The organism is Streptomyces sp. x-80 (genome assembly GCF_046549095.1).
Classification (GTDB): Bacteria; Actinomycetota; Actinomycetes; order Streptomycetales; family Streptomycetaceae; genus Streptomyces; species Streptomyces celluloflavus.
In genome coordinates this window covers 114,914-130,934 of record NZ_JAJPWM010000007.1, presented here as the reverse complement: position 1 = coordinate 130,934, position 16,021 = coordinate 114,914, and the positions used below count along the sequence as shown (strand labels likewise).

19 protein-coding genes are annotated in these 16,021 nt (G+C 66.8%); 16 read left to right on the top strand and 3 right to left on the bottom strand.

The features are described 5' to 3' along the window. The first annotated feature begins 63 nt into the window (after positions 1–63). Positions 64–267, top strand: coding sequence for a DNA-binding protein (locus ACLJWH_RS15855; RefSeq protein ID WP_411142352.1), 204 nt, complete (start codon positions 64–66; stop codon positions 265–267). A gap of 113 nt (positions 268–380) precedes the next feature. After that, a complete protein-coding gene (locus ACLJWH_RS15850) occupies positions 381–1,346 on the top strand; it encodes a recombinase family protein (protein WP_411142351.1) in 966 nt (321 codons plus the stop codon). Here the strand turns inward: ACLJWH_RS15850 and ACLJWH_RS15845 are convergent. Both ACLJWH_RS15845 and ACLJWH_RS15840 read right to left on the bottom strand, forming a co-directional pair. Beyond that, positions 1,332–2,108: a hypothetical protein gene (locus tag ACLJWH_RS15845; RefSeq protein WP_411142350.1), complete on the bottom strand. Its 777-nt coding sequence runs from the start codon at positions 2,106–2,108 to the stop codon at positions 1,332–1,334. The two genes, ACLJWH_RS15850 and ACLJWH_RS15845, sit on opposite strands and share 15 nt — an antisense overlap. A 3-nt stretch (positions 2,109–2,111) precedes the next feature. Then, a complete protein-coding gene (locus ACLJWH_RS15840) occupies positions 2,112–2,639 on the bottom strand; it encodes a hypothetical protein (protein ID WP_411142349.1) in 528 nt (175 codons plus the stop codon). A 313-nt stretch (positions 2,640–2,952) separates the two neighbouring features. On the opposite strand from ACLJWH_RS15840, the gene ACLJWH_RS15835 reads away from it, so the two are divergent. The 9 genes from ACLJWH_RS15835 to ACLJWH_RS15795 all read left to right on the top strand — a co-directional run bounded on the left by ACLJWH_RS15835 (position 2,953) and on the right by ACLJWH_RS15795 (position 10,858). Next, positions 2,953–3,123 (top strand): hypothetical protein, encoded by a 171-nt coding sequence (locus tag ACLJWH_RS15835; protein WP_411142348.1) that lies wholly within the window; start codon positions 2,953–2,955, stop codon positions 3,121–3,123. Positions 3,124–3,290: 167 nt separating this feature from the next. After that, complete coding sequence (locus tag ACLJWH_RS15830) at positions 3,291–4,418, top strand: ParB/RepB/Spo0J family partition protein (protein WP_411142347.1); 1,128 nt, start codon at positions 3,291–3,293, stop codon at positions 4,416–4,418. Positions 4,419–4,481: 63 nt separating this feature from the next. Further along, positions 4,482–5,069 carry a hypothetical protein gene (locus ACLJWH_RS15825; protein ID WP_411142346.1) on the top strand — a complete coding sequence of 196 codons (588 nt, stop codon included), beginning with the start codon at positions 4,482–4,484 and terminating at the stop codon, positions 5,067–5,069. 620 nt (positions 5,070–5,689) lie between these two features. Further along, positions 5,690–5,881 carry a hypothetical protein gene (locus tag ACLJWH_RS15820; RefSeq protein WP_411142345.1) on the top strand — a complete coding sequence of 64 codons (192 nt, stop codon included), beginning with the start codon at positions 5,690–5,692 and terminating at the stop codon, positions 5,879–5,881. Positions 5,882–5,973: 92 nt separating this feature from the next. Then, a complete protein-coding gene (locus ACLJWH_RS15815; protein WP_411142344.1) occupies positions 5,974–6,633 on the top strand; it encodes a ParB N-terminal domain-containing protein in 660 nt (219 codons plus the stop codon). Then, a complete protein-coding gene (locus ACLJWH_RS15810; protein WP_411142343.1) occupies positions 6,630–8,075 on the top strand; it encodes a ParB N-terminal domain-containing protein in 1,446 nt (481 codons plus the stop codon). The genes ACLJWH_RS15815 and ACLJWH_RS15810 overlap by 4 nt, the downstream gene beginning before the upstream one ends. Positions 8,076–8,106: 31 nt before the next feature. After that, positions 8,107–8,607, top strand: a complete 501-nt coding sequence (locus ACLJWH_RS15805; RefSeq protein ID WP_411142342.1) for a hypothetical protein — start codon at positions 8,107–8,109, stop codon at positions 8,605–8,607. 179 nt (positions 8,608–8,786) lie between these two features. After that, the gene (locus tag ACLJWH_RS15800) at positions 8,787–9,323 is read left to right on the top strand and encodes a hypothetical protein (protein ID WP_411142341.1); all 537 of its coding nucleotides are present in this window, start codon (positions 8,787–8,789) and stop codon (positions 9,321–9,323) included. After that, a complete protein-coding gene (locus tag ACLJWH_RS15795; protein ID WP_411142340.1) occupies positions 9,320–10,858 on the top strand; it encodes a terminase large subunit domain-containing protein in 1,539 nt (512 codons plus the stop codon). The genes ACLJWH_RS15800 and ACLJWH_RS15795 overlap by 4 nt, the downstream gene beginning before the upstream one ends. A gap of 29 nt (positions 10,859–10,887) precedes the next feature. Here the strand turns inward: ACLJWH_RS15795 and ACLJWH_RS15790 are convergent, their stop codons facing one another. Beyond that, positions 10,888–11,184, bottom strand: coding sequence for an endonuclease domain-containing protein (locus tag ACLJWH_RS15790; RefSeq protein ID WP_411142339.1), 297 nt, complete (start codon positions 11,182–11,184; stop codon positions 10,888–10,890). Positions 11,185–11,802: 618 nt separating this feature from the next. On the opposite strand from ACLJWH_RS15790, the gene ACLJWH_RS15785 reads away from it, so the two are divergent. The 5 genes from ACLJWH_RS15785 (at position 11,803) to ACLJWH_RS15765 (ending at position 16,020) form a co-directional block, all read left to right on the top strand. Further along, positions 11,803–12,189, top strand: coding sequence for a hypothetical protein (locus ACLJWH_RS15785; RefSeq protein WP_411142338.1), 387 nt, complete (start codon positions 11,803–11,805; stop codon positions 12,187–12,189). 41 nt (positions 12,190–12,230) lie between these two features. Beyond that, positions 12,231–14,051: a hypothetical protein gene (locus ACLJWH_RS15780; protein WP_411142337.1), complete on the top strand. Its 1,821-nt coding sequence runs from the start codon at positions 12,231–12,233 to the stop codon at positions 14,049–14,051. Between the two features lie 52 nt (positions 14,052–14,103). Beyond that, positions 14,104–14,667 carry a hypothetical protein gene (locus ACLJWH_RS15775; protein ID WP_411142336.1) on the top strand — a complete coding sequence of 188 codons (564 nt, stop codon included), beginning with the start codon at positions 14,104–14,106 and terminating at the stop codon, positions 14,665–14,667. Positions 14,668–14,764: 97 nt separating this feature from the next. Continuing rightward, positions 14,765–15,451: a hypothetical protein gene (locus ACLJWH_RS15770; RefSeq protein WP_411142335.1), complete on the top strand. Its 687-nt coding sequence runs from the start codon at positions 14,765–14,767 to the stop codon at positions 15,449–15,451. Between the two features lie 149 nt (positions 15,452–15,600). After that, on the top strand, positions 15,601–16,020 hold the full coding sequence (locus tag ACLJWH_RS15765) for a head decoration protein (protein ID WP_411142334.1): 420 nt from the start codon (positions 15,601–15,603) through the stop codon (positions 16,018–16,020). Position 16,021 lies beyond the last annotated feature (1 nt).

Genomic DNA, 16,021 nt, shown 5'->3' with positions numbered 1-16,021 from the left:
GGGGGAGAACGCGACAACGAGATGACCACGAACGACGCTTCTGTAGCTAGGGACTCCGGGGCCATGACCCTGGACGAACTGCTGGCGCTGCCGCCGACTGTGAACGTCGCGACGGCTGCGCGGGCTCTGGGTATAGGCGTGCACAAGGCATACAGCTTGATCAGGGTGGGGGCTTTTCCCGTGCAGACACTCACTTTGGGCAGCACGGTGAGGGTCCCTGCCGCTGCGCTGTGGCGGGTGCTGGAGGTGACTCCACCGGCGCAGTGATCTCTGTAGTTCCTTGGCGTGCGGATCTCCCTCAAGGCCACGGCCTCGGAAACGGGGCTTTGGCCTAGGATCGGGCAGCTACGGGGACATGAGAGAAGAACGGACGGGACCGCATGCCACGGCTCTACGGTTTCGACGACGCGACGCGTCGTCGGCTACGTGATGACGAGGTGGGCCCGCTTCGCCAAATGGTCAGCCGGGCGATCGAGGGCTGCCAGTCGAACGCGGACATCGCCGTGTGGGCGAACGGCGAGGGGTGCCGGGGCACGCTCGGAGGAGAATGGAAGGACGCGTCGGTCGGACGCCTCTTCCGGAACCCGGCGATTGCCGGACTGCGCTATGACGATGAGGGTGAACTCGTCGACGCCGGCCACCCGGGTGCAATCACCCCCGAAGAGTTCAAGGCGCTCCAAGCGCGGGAGAGCAGCCGCAAGACGTCCGACGCAGCCCCGCCTTACGACTACCTCTTGGTGGACGGTGCCAGTACGTGCGGCAAGTGCACCTGGGCGCTTCAGGGGGCACGCACGAACGCCGGAACGCCCGGGTATCGCTGCCGTCCAAAGGACAAGGACGGCCGCGGCGGATGCGGCGAGGTTCGCATGGGCGCCGAACTCCTGGAGAACCACGTCGGCGAGTACGTCGTGGCCGAACTCCTCAAGCCCGGCATCCGCGAGCAGATCCTCAAGGCTCAGGCTGCCGTCCGCGCCCAGGTCGAGAAGATGAAGGCGACGATCAAAGACCTGGAGGGCCGCCGGAGTGAAGCGGCGACCCTCTACGGCAAGCGTCAGATCAGCAGCGACGCGTTCGTGACCGCAGATCGCGAGATCACGGCCAATCTCAAGGACACCCGATCACGCCTTCGGTATGCCGAGCAGATGGCGGACTTCTCCCTCGGCGGTGCCAAGGATCTGGTGCGGTGGTGGAACGCGGCGCCGTCCGCATCCAAGAGAGCCATCACGAGGTTGTTCTTGGAAGGCATCGAGGTGTTCCCCGCGAGTGCCCGAGGCGTCCGCACCGTTGAGCCGGGCAGGGTTGTCCTGCGCTGGCGCAAGCTGCCCGGCCTTTCAGACAGCCATTGACGAAGGCGTCTTGCGGGACGCGAGGTGCTTGCCGACCATCGCCAGGGTCAAACCGGTGATCAGCGCGATAACGGCGAGTCCGGCCAGGGCAGGCGAGACGATCTCCTCGGCGCGCAGCGGCCACGGGTGGCCAAGGTAGTGGGCCACCAGGTATGACCCCTTGCTGGCTGCGTAGGCGACACCGAATATGGCCGCAGCCGCCGACAAGCCCAGGCCGCGCGCCGACCAGATGTGTCCGCTCCGCCGCGCGGACAGGGCCATTCCGGAGCAGAGAAACGCGATCTCGCCGCATGTGACGGCCACGTAGGTCAGGTAGACCATGAGATAGACAGTGACGCCTGGAACTGTGGCGTACTCCGTCGTGAACTCAATGCTCTCGTCCGTGGCCTCGACGAACAGCGGCAGCATCGCAGCAAGGACGCAAATGGCGAAAGCGACGCGTGCGTACAGACTGGCCTTCAGCACCTCATGGTTGTACGACCAGTCGACGAGCATGAGCTGAAGGCTGCCGCACCACAGCACAGCGCAGAAGTGCGCCCCGAGCTTGGCTGCGTTGTTCATGCCGGTCGTGGACTCAACGAGATCTTCGACCATCGGTACGGCGAGGATGACGCCGACCGTGCAGACACCGAAGGCTACGGCTCGGGCGAAGCGGGCGATGCTGTATTCGTTTCGGCTGCGCTGACGCCATGCTTCCCGCGCAGAGAGCACGGTGCCCGCTATGCCGAATAGCGCGCACAGGCCGAAAACGATGCCGTCCATTGTTCAGGTTCCTTCCAGATCAGAAACTGCCCGGTCTGCCGCTTCGGCGAAACTGAGCCGCCGCCGCCGGCCTGGCCGCGGTGGTTCAGCGACAGGCGGAAGCGGTTCGGGAACCTCGGGGACGGTGAGGTCGCTGCGTCCGTGACGCAGTCGAATCTCACGAGCGGCCTCCAGAAGTTCAGCGGCCCCAGCCTCGCCCAGGTCGTGGACAAGGCGAAGCGCCTCACGGGCGTCTTGTTGCTCCTCGTAGACCGACAGAGAGGTCAAACCGTTGTAACCGGGCAGCAAGTAAGCTACCGGACACTCGAATGCGCGTGCGAGCCCCTGGAGCTGAGAGGTTGACGGATTCGACTTGACCCCGTTCAGGAGGTCGTTCACAACCTGGTGGGTCATCGCGGGCTTCTCGCCGGGTGCTTCGGCTGTCGCGGCAGCGAGGGTGCGGGTGCTCGGGGTCTTCCCAGCTGCCTCGACTTTGCGGCGCAGCAGTAGAGCGAGCTTGCTGGCGAGAGGGACATCCGAGCCGGGCGGCATGGTGCTGGCTGCTCCTTCGGTGGTGTGGCGTGGCCCGGAAGGGGGGCGTGCGAGGCGGTCGAGTGGCGGCTATGACTGAGAAGACAGCCTAATGTCTATGTTGGTTGACATTAGGCTGGCCTGCAAAGCAAGATCTATAGACCAGCAGCAGATCGTGTACTCAGCATGCGGGTCGCCGCGCTTCTCCGCCCTCCCGGCTGCGAGATTGTGATCGGAGCCCCCCTCAGCCGCTTGATGTGTGCCGCGAATTAGCCTGTGTGGGGATCTAAGCGCGCCTCGTGGAGGTGGAACGCTGCAACGCGGGGAGGAATGGGTGGGGATCGAGTTGGAGCGAGTGCTGGCCCGGATGGCGGAGTCCGGCGGCGCGGAGAGCGTCACCCTGGATGAGGATGTGGCGCTAGAGGTGCTGGGGGTTCTGTCGGTCGTCGACCCGAAGCGGGTCGGTTGTGATGCCGAGCGGTTAGGTGGCGCGGTCGCGGGCTGATCGATGAGGTGGTTATTGAGCGCGGACTTCCTGGCGGAGGTCCGTGCTCACGTCTGTGACCTGCGAAAACTTCTCGAAAAATGTAGCCCCCTCCACTGAATGCATATAGAATAGAAGCAGAAGGAAGGGGGAAGGAAGAAGCCCCCGCCGACCTCTTGGAGTCTCGAATGTCGCACAAGTACGCGAGTCTGAAGATGCGCCAGATCCGCCGCAACCCGAACCAGCCCCGCGAGACCTTCGACGAGGAGGCGCTGACTGAGCTGACCAACTCGATCAAGGAGCACGGCCTCCTCCAGCCCATCGTCGTCCGCAAGGTGGAGCAGGGCGGCTACGAACTGGTCGCCGGCGAGCGCCGATTCCGCGCCAACGAGCTGGCAGGCAACATCACCATCGAGACGAAGATCTTGCTGTCCGAGGGCGACGTCGAGATCAGCGACATGGAGTCCTTCAAGAAGGCGATGGCCGAGAACCTGAACCGCGAGGACATGCTCCCGCTGGAGGAGGCGCGCGGCTTCAAGAAGATCCAGGACGACGAGGAGGACTCCACCCCCGCGAGCGTCGCCAAGATCGTCTCCAAGTCGGTCCAGTACGTCAATCAGCGCCTGGCCCTGCTCGCCCTGCGCCCGGAGATCCAGGCGGCCGTGAACCTGGGGCACATCGGAACCCAGGCCGCCGTCCAGATCGCTGCCCTCTCGCGGGACAACCAGAAGGCGGTCTTCGAGGACTGGAAGAAGGGCGACAAGAACGACAACCAGCTCGTGCACATCGCCTACGCCATGCGCAAGCAGGAGAAGGCGGCTAAGCAGGACTCCATGGTCGACGTCGAGGAGATGACCCCCGAGGAGAAGGTCCAGCACAGCCGGGTGCAGGCCAAGACCAAGAGCGACCTCGACGAGATCGAGCGGATGTGCGAGCTGCTGGACGGAATTGGCAAAGCGGACCCGATGGAACTTGCCCGCACTCTGGAGGGCCAGGTGGGCAAGCGGCTGGAGCAGATGGACCGTGTCGCTGCCTTCGTCCAGAAGGCCCGCTTCCAGCTCCGTCAGGCGAAGGCGCACGCCGACGCCAGCGAGATCATGGTCAACCCCGCGGCGGCGGCCCCCGACCTGGTCGCGGAGGCCGACGCCGCGCTGGCCCGCCTGGAGCCCGCCGCCGACGACAGCTCCGAGGCAGAGGCGGAGACGGAGTTCGCGTCCGCCCCGCAGGCTGAGGCCGCCGACGACGCGGAGCACCGGAGTGCCCCGGCGTCGGAGGAGAGCGACGCCGACGCCGAGCCCGTCGCTGTCGCCGCCTGAACCACCCACCTGGGGCGGCCCCCAGCGGGCCGCCCCCCTTTTTCCCATCGGGAGCCCCCATTGATGAACGACATCCGCACCATGCGCAATGTCAACCGCAACCTGTTCGCGGGAGTGCCGGCCACGGCCGACGCCCTTGAGGAGTACGACTCCGACGCGGCCCGACTCGTCCGCGAGGCTGCGCAGCATCTGTTCAAGGGCCGCCGCGACAATGACTCGGAGGCCATAAACGAGGCCAGCAACGCGACCTTCCTCGCTGCTGCCGAACTCCTCAACCAGGCCGGGCGTTCCGTCTACGTCCGCTTCCCCATCATGGTCACGGCACGTCTGGTGGAACTCGAAGCGGCGTTGCTCGCTGCCCAAGGCCCGGACCGTGAACGAGGCGGAGGGACGGACAGCGTGAAGCGGCCCGCTCGCATCAACGGCCTCAAGACCTGGCCCGAGGACGGCACCCTGCCGCCCAAAATCTGCCGCCTCTGCGACGCCGACCTGGCCGACGCCCGCAATCAGCTCGCCTCCGCGATCTGCGTCGTCTGCGGCTACTGGGTCTGCGAGCTGTGCGACGGCGGCACGGACCCCGCCACGGGCGACGCCGTCTGCGCCGACCACAAGAGTCATCCGCGCGCCGTCAACTGCACCCAGTACGCGTGATTAGGAGTCTCAGGCTGCAAAATAGATCCCAACACTCAAGGGTGATACGGTCTATCTCGTTGGCGGGGACGGCCACAGCCGAGGAACCGGCCCACCAACACGCCGTGGCATGCGGCATCCCCTTCGGTGCCTGGCGGGTGGCCAATCCCCCGCGCCCTACCCGCCAGGCACCGGCTCCGCGCCGAAGCGAAGCCGCCGGGACCGCAGCGCCACGAACACGACCGGACCCGCCCCCGCCCACGCCGGGGACGGGTCCCGTGCACTCCGGAGCGACATGAGCGCAGAGGACTTCAAGGGACATTCGGAAGACCGTGAGCTGTACATGCGCCTCCTCGTCGAGCGGTACGGCCCACCGTCCAAAGCCGCCGACGAGCGGGACCCCGGCCGCAAGGTCCAAAGGGGGCCAGACCGCGACGGGGCGCGGCACTACGCAGAACTCGAAGCAGCCATCTCAACCAGACGACGACCCAGGAGAACAGCGGCATGAACGAGCGCCAGGCGCCAGAACATAAGAAGCACCGCAAGCCACCTGTGCCGGGAGCCGAATGGTGCAAAGCCTGCGAGTCCTGGTGTCTGCCGTCCGGCATCTGCCGCTGCAACAACCGCTAGCGTCGGATGCTATGACCGCCCTGCGCCACAACGGCGGTGAGCCCGTCAACCTCGACGGGCTCACCGCCAGCACCATTACCGACGACGTGCTCGACACGACGCGCGCCGAACTCCAGCACTACCGAGCCAAGGACGCCACAGGCCGCGCGGCAGCGCGCCAGCTCAGGTCAAGGGGAGAAGAGCCGGGCCGGCGAGGACTCTGACCAGAGTTCCACGTCAAGCCAACAACCCACGGTGATCGTCTAGTGTTGGCGTGCGTAGGGCGCGGGGAACGGCCTACACAAGGGACGCCCCCGTGACCACGCTTGCCAACATCCCCGAACAGCTCCTGCCGCTCGCCGTTCCCATCGGGGACCTTGCGCCGTACCACCGCAACCCCCGCAGCGGCGACATCCCATCCATTGCCGAGTCGCTGACGGTCAACGGCCAGTACCGCGCGATCGTCGTCAACAAGGGCACGCACACAGGGCGCCCCAACGAGATCCTGGCCGGCAACCACACGCACGCCGCCGGGCTTCAGCTCGGCTGGGAACAGATCGCCGTCACCTGGGTCGATGTCGATGACGACGCGGCAGCCCGCATCGTCATCGTCGACAACCGCACCAACGACCTCGCGGGATACGACACCGCCCTGCTCGCCGAAGTCCTCTCCGGGATCCCCGACCTCGCCGGTACTGGATACGACCGCGAGAGCGTCGACCGGCTCCTGGATGACACCTCGCTCCCCGAGACGCTGGAGCTGACCTCCGACGGCGCGGGCACCGGAGCCGCCGCCACTGTCGACTACCTCCAGTGGGGCTACCTCCAGTGGGAGTCCAAGCGGGTTCGAATCACCTCCGAAGAGGTCGAAGCCCTCAACGCCATCTACACGAGGTTCGTCGACGACACCAACAGCGACCTCGGCTTCGGTTGGCACGTCCTCCAAGAGGCTCACCAGGAGGGCGACGCCGCATGAGCAAGGCACCCACCACGACGTTCCACGAGTCGTACCCGCTGGACCAACTGCGCCCCGCCGACTACAACCCACGCCGCCTCAGCGAGACGGCCTTTGTCCGGCTCCAGACGTCGCTGCGCCGCCACGGAGTCGTCAAGCCGGTGATCCTCAACGCGGACGGCACACTGGTCGCAGGCCACCAGCGGACCAAGGGCCTCAAGGCCATCGGCCTGACCCACACCCCCGCGGTCATGCTCGGCACGAAGGTCCGCCTCCAGGACGAGATCCAGTTCAACCTGCTCCACAACCGCGTGGAGACCGAGGCCAGCGTCGTCTACGCCGAGCCCGGAGAGATCGGCGCCTGGTCCTGGATACCGTGGCAGTCCATCCGCGTCGCCGAACGCAAGAACCTCTCCTTCGTCAACGCCATCGGCCACATGACCGCCGGCCACGGCCCCTGGGGCAGCGTCGTCATCGATGACCAGGGGCGGATCGTCCTCAACGCCGAATACGCGGTCGTCGCCTCCTTCTCGCGCTTCGACCTCCTCGCCTGGACCGTGTCCTCGGCCGACGCCGCCCAGCTCCACGCCGACCTAACCGGCGAGTACGGCGTCTACGACTGGAGCGCGATCGAGGACAAGGCCCCCGTCTGGAACCAGCACATCGTCCAGCCCAAACGACTGCGGCAGTTCTCCTCCAAGGCCAAGGCGGGGAAGCTCGCCTACGGCTCCGAGACGTGGGACCAGCTCGTCACCCCATGGCTCAAGCCCACTCAGCGCGTCGTGGACTTCGGCGCCGGGTACGGCGACTACGCCAAGCACCTGCGTGCCAAGGGCTTCAACATCCACGACTACGAGCCCTACCGGTGCCGGGACGGCTCGTACGCCGTCGACATCCGGGCCGTCGTCGGTATGATCCGCGACATCGACAAGGACATCCGGACCAACGGCCTGTACGACGTCGTCGTCCTGGACTCCGTCATCAACGCCACCACCTCGCTCGACTACCAGCACTGGGTGATGACCACCGTCAACGCCCTGTGCGCTGCCGACGGAGTGGTGTGCCTCGGTACGCGGAGCCTCGCCCGCGAACTGCGCGACGAGCAGGCCAAGCGCGTCACCTCCCAGACCGCGACCACGAAGATGAGCTTCCTCGACGACGACAACGTGGAGATGAACTTCGTCAAAGGCAAGTGGCAGAAGCTCCGCTTCCACACGCCCGAGACCCTGGAGCCCATGCTCCGCCGCTACTTCGAGGACGTGAAGGTCACAGACCTCAGCGGGTCCAACCTTAAGGCGACATGCCGCCGCCCCATCGAACTCCCCAAAGAGGAATACGAGAAGGCATTTGAAGAGGAATTCAACATGCCTTATCCGAACGGCTTTCGCCATGACAGGCATCTGGAATTGGTGGGAAATTTGATAAAATTGGCAGTAGAGAGAAATGAATCTCTCGCCAGTTAGGAACGTAATTGGGGAGCGTATGTCGCAGCGAATGCAGATCCAAATCGAATCGCGAAGTCGATACCACATCATGTGGCTGGCAGGCGTGCGGCACGTCGCCCTCGACCATCACTGCCTGCGCAGCTTCGGCCAGCCCGACCGTCCCCGGGTGGACTTCCGCCGCCGGCATCAGACCCTGGAACTCCCGCAGGACAATCCGCCGCTGGCCTGGTACCTGTGCGCGCTGCCCAACCCCTGGAACTGGAGCCAGAATGCCCACCTGGCCTTCGAGGGCGTCGCCGGCGAGCACTGGGAAGGCCCGGCCCTCGTGCCGGGCCTTCACGTACACCTCAACAACGCTCGCCCAATCACAGGCTGGGGGGAGCACAGCATCCCCGCCGACGAGCCGCGCCGGAATTCCGTCCGTTACCGGACCTGCCGCAACTACCAGTTCGCCTGGTGGTTGCGCACCCAGCGCAACGCACCGGATGCGCCACCCGAGTTCATCCCGCCGAAGAGGCCCGGTGAGGGCGAACAGATGTCGCTGATCTGATCCGAGCGGGGCCAGACGACCGCCGTCCGGCCCCGCTCCGTCGCGCTCACAACGCCACTCCTCGCAGCCGCACTTGGGCGAGAAGGCCACCGGGCCGCTGCCGAGGGCGGCTCTCAGCACGGAAATGGGATCATGGACCTGGGCGCGGGGGCGCACCCGAGCTGTGGAGGACCCCCGCCGTGGGACGCCCCGACAAAGCCGCGCGTGCGGCCATCGCGCGCCGCCGCTCGGACGCCATCGACCTACGACTCGCCGGCGTGGACTGGCTCACGATCGCCCGCAAACTCGCCGCCGACCCGACCGCCAACTCTGACGGCATCGCCTACCCCCAGGGCTACGGCATCGAGCGGTACCGCAAGAGTCAGGACCCGCCCACCGACGAGGCCCTGATCCACGCCGCCTGCCGAGACGTCCGTACGGCACTCGCCGACCGCCGCGCCGAGCTGAACGATGACGTAGACGAGCTGCGCGCGCTGGAGGCCGACCGGCTCGACCGGCTGTTCTTCGTGGCCTACAAGAAGGCCGTCCGCGACCAGGACCTCGCGGCCATCGACCGAACCCTGCGGATCATGGAGCGGCGCGCCCGACTGCTCGGCCTCGACATGCCCGTCAGGACGGAGCTGTCCGGCCCCGACGGCGGGCCAGTGCAGGTCGAGAACGTCACCGCCGACGAACTCGACGCCCTGATCGCCCTCACCGACCCGGACGCCGAATGAGGCCCCGCGACAACGAGAGCGCCATCGCCCACTACAAGACGCTCCCCCCAACCCAACGCCGCGCCATCGCTCGGTCCGCATCCCCGACACTGCGGGCCGAGCTGGCACACGCGGAACGCCAGTTGGCCATGGACCGCTCGCCGGGCGCCCTCGCCGCCGTCCTCACCGGCGGGCGGGAGATGCAGGCGCCGCACCTGGACCTGATAGACCGCGCCTTCATCGACATGGCCGAGGGCCGGTGCGACCGCGTCATGCTCACCATGCCCCCGCGGCACGGAAAGAGCCGACGCGCCTCGCGCTGGGCACCGCTCTGGTACCTCCGGCGCAACCCCGGCCACCGCATGATGATCGCCAGCTACTCCGCCGACCTCGCCGACGACCACGGCCGCTGGATCAGGGACGCCATCTACACCTGGGGCGACGACCTCGGCATCCAGCTCGCGCCCGGCAGCAAGGCCGCCAACCGCTTCGACATCGTCGGCGGCGAAGGCGGGCTTCTCGCTGCGGGCATCGGAGGCGGCCTCACCGGACGCGGCGCCCACATCGCCATCGTGGACGACCCGGTCAAGGACATGGCCGACGCGGACTCGCCGACCATGCGCAAGCGCGCCTGGGATTGGTGGACCTCCGTAATACAGACCCGACTCGAACCGACCGGCGCCATCTGCCTGATCCAGACCCGCTGGCACGAAGACGACCTCGCCGGACGCATCCTCGCCACCGAGCGCGACGCGTGGCGCGTCATCGACCTTCCAGCCCTCGCCGACAGCCCCGACGACCCGCTCGGCCGGGAACCCGGTGAGCCGCTGTGGCCCCAACGGTTCGACGCAGCCCACCACGCCCGAACCCGCAAGCGTGTCGGCGAACGGGTCTGGGGCGCCCTCTACATGCAGAAGCCGCGTCCGCCCGAGGGAGGCGTCTGGAAGCGCGAGTGGATCGACACCGCCAGAATCAACGCCGTCCAGTTCTCCGGCATCGACATGGCGCGCATCGTCGTGGCCGTCGACCCCGCCGGCGGAGAGTCCACCGTCGGCGACGAGACCGGCGTCATCGGCGTCGGCCGGGACTTCGACCGACAGCTTTACGTCCTCGCCGACCGCTCCGGCTCCATGGGCGCCAACGACTGGGGCCTTGCCGCCTGCCGACTGGCCCTCGAACTCAAGGCAGACGCCATCGTGGTGGAGAAGAACTACGGCGGCGACATGGCGAGGCAGATCGTCACCCAGGCATGGGAGCAACTACGCCGCGAGGGCGTCACCAAGGGCCTGCTCATGCCGATGATCCTGGAGGTCACCGCCAAGGTCGGCAAGCGCCTCCGCGCCGCGCCCGTGGCCCAGCTTTACGAACAGCAGCTGGTTCACCACGTCGGTGAGTACACCGAGCTGGAGGACCAGATGGTCACCTGGGTCGAAGGAATGGACAGCCCGGACCGTATGGACGCAGCGGTTCACGGACTCACGGAACTGGCCGACCCCGACCAACTCGACACTCTGCCAACTGACATTGATGACGACCGCTTCGACGGAAGAAGATAGCCGTCCTTACCAGCCCAGAATTATTCTGGCTACCACCGCACCTGCTGGTATTTTGTCAAGTAGTCCTCGAACAGGCTGATGGATGTGATTGTGCGTCCGACGTTCTCGTACCAAGCGAGGCCCGTGGTGTTGCACGCGCCGCAGAGCAGTCCACGAGTGCATTGTCCACACGTCTTGCCCTTTTGTGAACAGCATCTTCTGTCATGGTCGATGTGGAAGCTCGGCATCCCCGGTTCCCATTGACGTCGGCAAATCTCGCACCGAAACTCGCGCGAGGCTCGGAACTCTCTCACTGCGGCGACGGACGGGAAGCGAAACCTGTTCATCACCTGGTGGTCTGGGTCACAAGCTAGGCAATACGTCGCTCTGCCGCTAGTCGTGGCAGCACTGCGTCCAAACTCGTCAAGCATCTTGATTTGCCCACAGTCGCGGCAGAGTTTCATGCCGCGCCTTCGGTGATCGTCCGCTGTTTCGGTGCTGATCCGCGTCGTGTAAAGGACACTGAGTGGACCACCACGTTTCGACTGTTGATAGTGCCCGTTGCACAATTCATTCGCGACAGTCGGGTTCTTGCAGCCGCCGAAAGTGCACAGCTCAGACTGGGCACGGCGTCGCTTCCTTGGAGGACGCAGGTCCTTTCCCGCCGCCCGCTGCTGGTTGTGGGCGTCGCATAGCCCGTTCGACCGGATCGGGCGCTCGCACGGCTCGAACCGTGAGCCTGGTGGGAATGCTTGACACGTGCGAGGTTCCCGTACTTGGGCCGCCGTCATAACGCCGCTTCATCTAAGGGTAGTTGCTCTGGCGGATGAGGATCCTAGCGGAAACATCTGTTAATTTGCGGCCACTTGCCGCGACTCGGTTACAGTACGCGTGCACGTAACGGCCCCATGAGGAAACTGCCCACTGCGGGCCGGAGGCCCGTACCTGTTGCTAGCCTCACGATCATGGGGACCAGGGGGAGTTGGACCACAGCCCTGTGCACCGCCGCCCTCGCGGTCGTGTGCCTCACGGGCTGTTCGTCCGGAGCGGGGAAGCCGACGGCCGAGGATCAGCGCGCCGCACACCTCGACCGTGTGCGCGAGACGTACCGGCTCGGGCGCAGCGAAGGGCTCGCCCTGCAACGACAGAAGATCGCCAGCGGCGCACCGCCCGCCTACTCCAGTCCGAGCGAGCAGGAGTGTAAGGACCGGTGGGACCAGCTCGGCGAGCACGAGCAGAGCGCGGGCGACCGTGGCGGATTCCTCTCCGCGTGCTCCTCTTTCCCGGCGCCGGGGATGCCGGGATACGACGAGGCGGTGGCAGAGGCCAGCGGGGCCGAGCCAACGCCGTAACCTGATCTTGCGGCGCGGGGCCGACTGCCTGGAGGGGCATTGTGGGCCTGCGCGAGCTGATCACCGACGTCTGGAGTTGGCTGGACTACAAGCCAGTCATGGCCGACCCGCGCCGACCGGGCCGCAACGCCTGGGCGGAGCTGACCTCATCCTGGGTCCCCGACGAGGACCTGCGGCGCCTGGCTGCCTACCGCCTGCTTGCCGCGTACGACTCCAACCAGGCCGGCCAGGTGGCCGCTATCACCGGGGACGACGAATCGGGAACCGAGCGGCGTGAACTCGGCGACGCCTCGAAGCTCGTCGACACCGCGCTCGGCTACCTCCTGGGCTCCGAGCAGACCATCACGGTCGCTGGCGCAGAGCACGCTGACGATGAGCCGACGAGTGAGGCCGCCATGGCGCTGGCCGTTCAGGAGAAGCTGAGGGCATGGGCTGAGAAGGAGCTGCTGCCACTGCGCATCCAGCAGGCGGAGCGGACCGCGATCCTGCTGGGCGACGCGGTCTACAGCCTCGCCTGGGAACCGGCGAAGGGGCGCGTCCTGCTGCGCACGTGGGACCCGGGCCTGTACTTTCCGGAGTGGCCGGAGGACGGTGAGCAGGACGGCGCCGAGTTCCCCATGCGGGTGCATCTGGCCTGGGAACTGCCGGAGGACAAGCGGCGTGGTCTGAAAGCCAGGCTCCGCCGCATCACCTACGAACTCGGGCCGATCGCTCCCGCCAGCCGACGCGGCACCGCGAAGAACGGCAACGCGGTGCGCGAGTACATCTACGCCGACGACGGCGCACCGGTCCTGAGCAAGGGCGACTCCCTCAACGGCGAGACCGGCGCGATCACGCGAACCTACCCCTGGGCGCCGGGACGGCCGACCCCGTGGACGTGCTACCTCACCGACGCCGAATGGGAGCTGGACGACCTCAAGTACGCCGACTTCCTCTACGACCTGCCCATGCACAAGGCCACCTACCGCGTCCGATCGGATGGTGAAGTCCTCGACCGCCTCGACCTGATGGTGGACTTCATCCCCCTCGTCCAGGTCACCAACTCCATCCCGGCCAGCGGCGAGCACTGGGGCAAGCCGACCGTGGCCACTGTCCTCCAGGCCCTGGACGAGCTGTCCGCCACCGACACTGACAGCTCCGGAGCCTCAGCCACCACCGGTTCGCCGATCATCGGCCTTGCCGGAGCACGGCTACCCATCGACCGCGCCACCGGACAGCCGCTTCCGGTCAAGGTACGAGCCGGGACGGTATGGCAGCTCAACGACAACGGGCGCATGGATGTCCTCGACACCTCCGCCCAGCTCGCCGAACTCCGGTCCCGCGTTGACCACATCCTCGACCGCATCGCCGCGAACTCCCGACTCACGGCCGCCGGCCTTGGCACCCTCGACCCGACCGCCCTGCCATCCGGCTACGCCCTGCAACTCGCCCTCGGCCCCCTGGACTCACTCGTCGTCGCCATGCGCCTGGCCCGAACCCACAAGTACGCGGTGCTGCTGCGCATGGTCCAACGACTCCACCAGGCGGGGCAGGCCGAGGGATGGCCCGCGGGGGAGTCCCTGCCCGCACGACTGATGTGGGGACCGCACACCCCGACCGACCGTGCTGCCGTCCTCAACGAAGTGGTCAAGGGAGTCGGCGCGGGCGTCCTGTCGGTGGAGACCGGAATCCGCATGCTGATCGACGCCGGATACCCCATCGACGATGCTCAGGCCGAGATCGAGCGCATCCAGGCCCGAGCCTTCGAGGCCGCCGCTCGCCTCGCAGATGCCACCGGTGACAACGCCGCAGTGCGCAAATACCTTGGGCTGCCCGAAGCGGATCCGGAAATCCCAGATGTCCCGCTGGCACCTTCCGAGTAGTGAGCACGTTGTTCCCGTGTCCGATCATCTGCGAAGAGCCCGGGGGCGTCCGATGGACGGCGCATGGATCACCTTCACCTCCAGCGTCACAGCAGCAGCCATGGCGGCCACCGTCGCCTACCTGGTGCCGCGACGATTGCAGCAGCGCAAGGAGGCCGAAGATGAACGGGACAAGGCGGCCAAGGAGAAGGCCGAGGCGATCGAGCTGATCGCAAAGATCCGCACAGACGGGACGCAATGGATGACGTATCTCCAGACCGTCATCACTGACACCGCAGCGGGGCGCTTCGTAGAGCTCCGCGAGTTCGACTCGAAAGCCGGGGAACTGATGAAGAACAACGAGGTGGCACTCGCCCTGGCCTCGCACCTCGGATACGACCTGTTCTACAGCCCGTTCACTGACTGGATGCGACAGGTGCACGGCAATGTACGGGCTGCCGTCGCGGAGCAATCACGAGCCAAAGCACAAGAGATCATCACGGAGACGAACTCGTTCCGCAGCTACTTCACACCCAGGGAGGTCATCACCGTGCGGCTGATGGACGAGGTGACCGGCGGCACCCGCAGCACAGCCCACCTCTTCGCCGGTACCGAGTTCGACCCGCAGCGCCCGTAATCGCCGCGCGAGCAGACAACGGCGAAGCGAGACACGCCACGAGATCGGTACAGTGATCTAGGCGCGGGGGCGCTGGAGACCTGTGGATGGTTCACGCATGACGCGCCCCTCGCTCCCCAACCCGCTCGAACCGGTCGGGCACCGCCGTGACGGGCGGCCGATCTATCGGATCCTCGGTGCCTCACCAGAGGACGACGCCAACAGGCCCGAACACGGCGGCGCAGCAGCCGGAGGCGCGGTCACGCAGGAAGACCTGTCACGACTGCTGGCCCGGGAGAAGACGCAGGGCGGGCGCGCTGCCGTCAAGAAGCTGCTCGGCGAGTTGGGATTCGACAACTCCGACGCCCTGGCCGAGTTCATCACCACTAAGCGTGACGCCGAGCAGGCCGTGCTGACGGAAGTCGAACGCCGCGAGCTGGCCGCCGAGGAGAAGCTGAGGGCAGCCGAGGCCCGCGAGGCCCAGGCCGCAGCCAAGGAACGCGCCGCTGTCCGACGCGCCGCCCTTGCTGGACTCGGCGCGGCCGGGGATGACCTCGCTGACGCGGTACTCCTCATCGACCGGGCCTTGGACGACCAGCCCGGCGCCGATGAGAGGGCGGTCGCTTCGGCTGCCGAGCAATTGAAGGAGCGGAGGCCGGAGCTGTTCGGCCAGACCCGCGAGACCACGCCGCCTGCCCCCGGTGGGTCTCCGGCCAGCGGCCCGCCCTCGCGCGCTGGCGTACCGCCCAAGCCTGGCGCGGCAGGGCTCGAAATGGCTCGGCGGAGGGGCTTCATCACCGGCTGACCAGGCCCAGCGACGTCATGGCGCACACCGTGACCCCACCGGTGGGAAAGCCGGACATGGGGACCACGCCCCTCACTCCTCCCGTGGACGGCGCCACCACCAGGTGAGTGCGCGAATCTGATTCGCTTCACGTCCACGGGAGGACGGCTGTGACACTCCAGCCCATCACCACGTCGACGTCGTACACCGCTGACCGGGCCTGGCTCGCGGCACTGCACGGCACCGACTCCACTGAGACCATCACGCTCGACATCTCGAAGCTGACCGCCGGTACGCACACTGCCGCGTCGGCCGACACCAGCCAGCCTTACAGCCGGGTGCTGTCCGGCGTACCCGTCGGAAAGCTCACCGCGAGCGGGCTGTACGGAGCCTTCGACCCGACGGCGACCGACGGCTGCCAGAACCTCGCAGGCCACGTCTTCGCGGAAGTGCTGTTCGCGCCGACCGCGACCAAGGCACCTGCCGCGTTGCTCTGGCACGGCGTGGTCGTCGCGTCGAAGGTGCCCGGCGGCATCGACCCCACCAAGGTCACCCCGTCGGTGACCGGCCCGCAGATCCGGTACGTGTGAG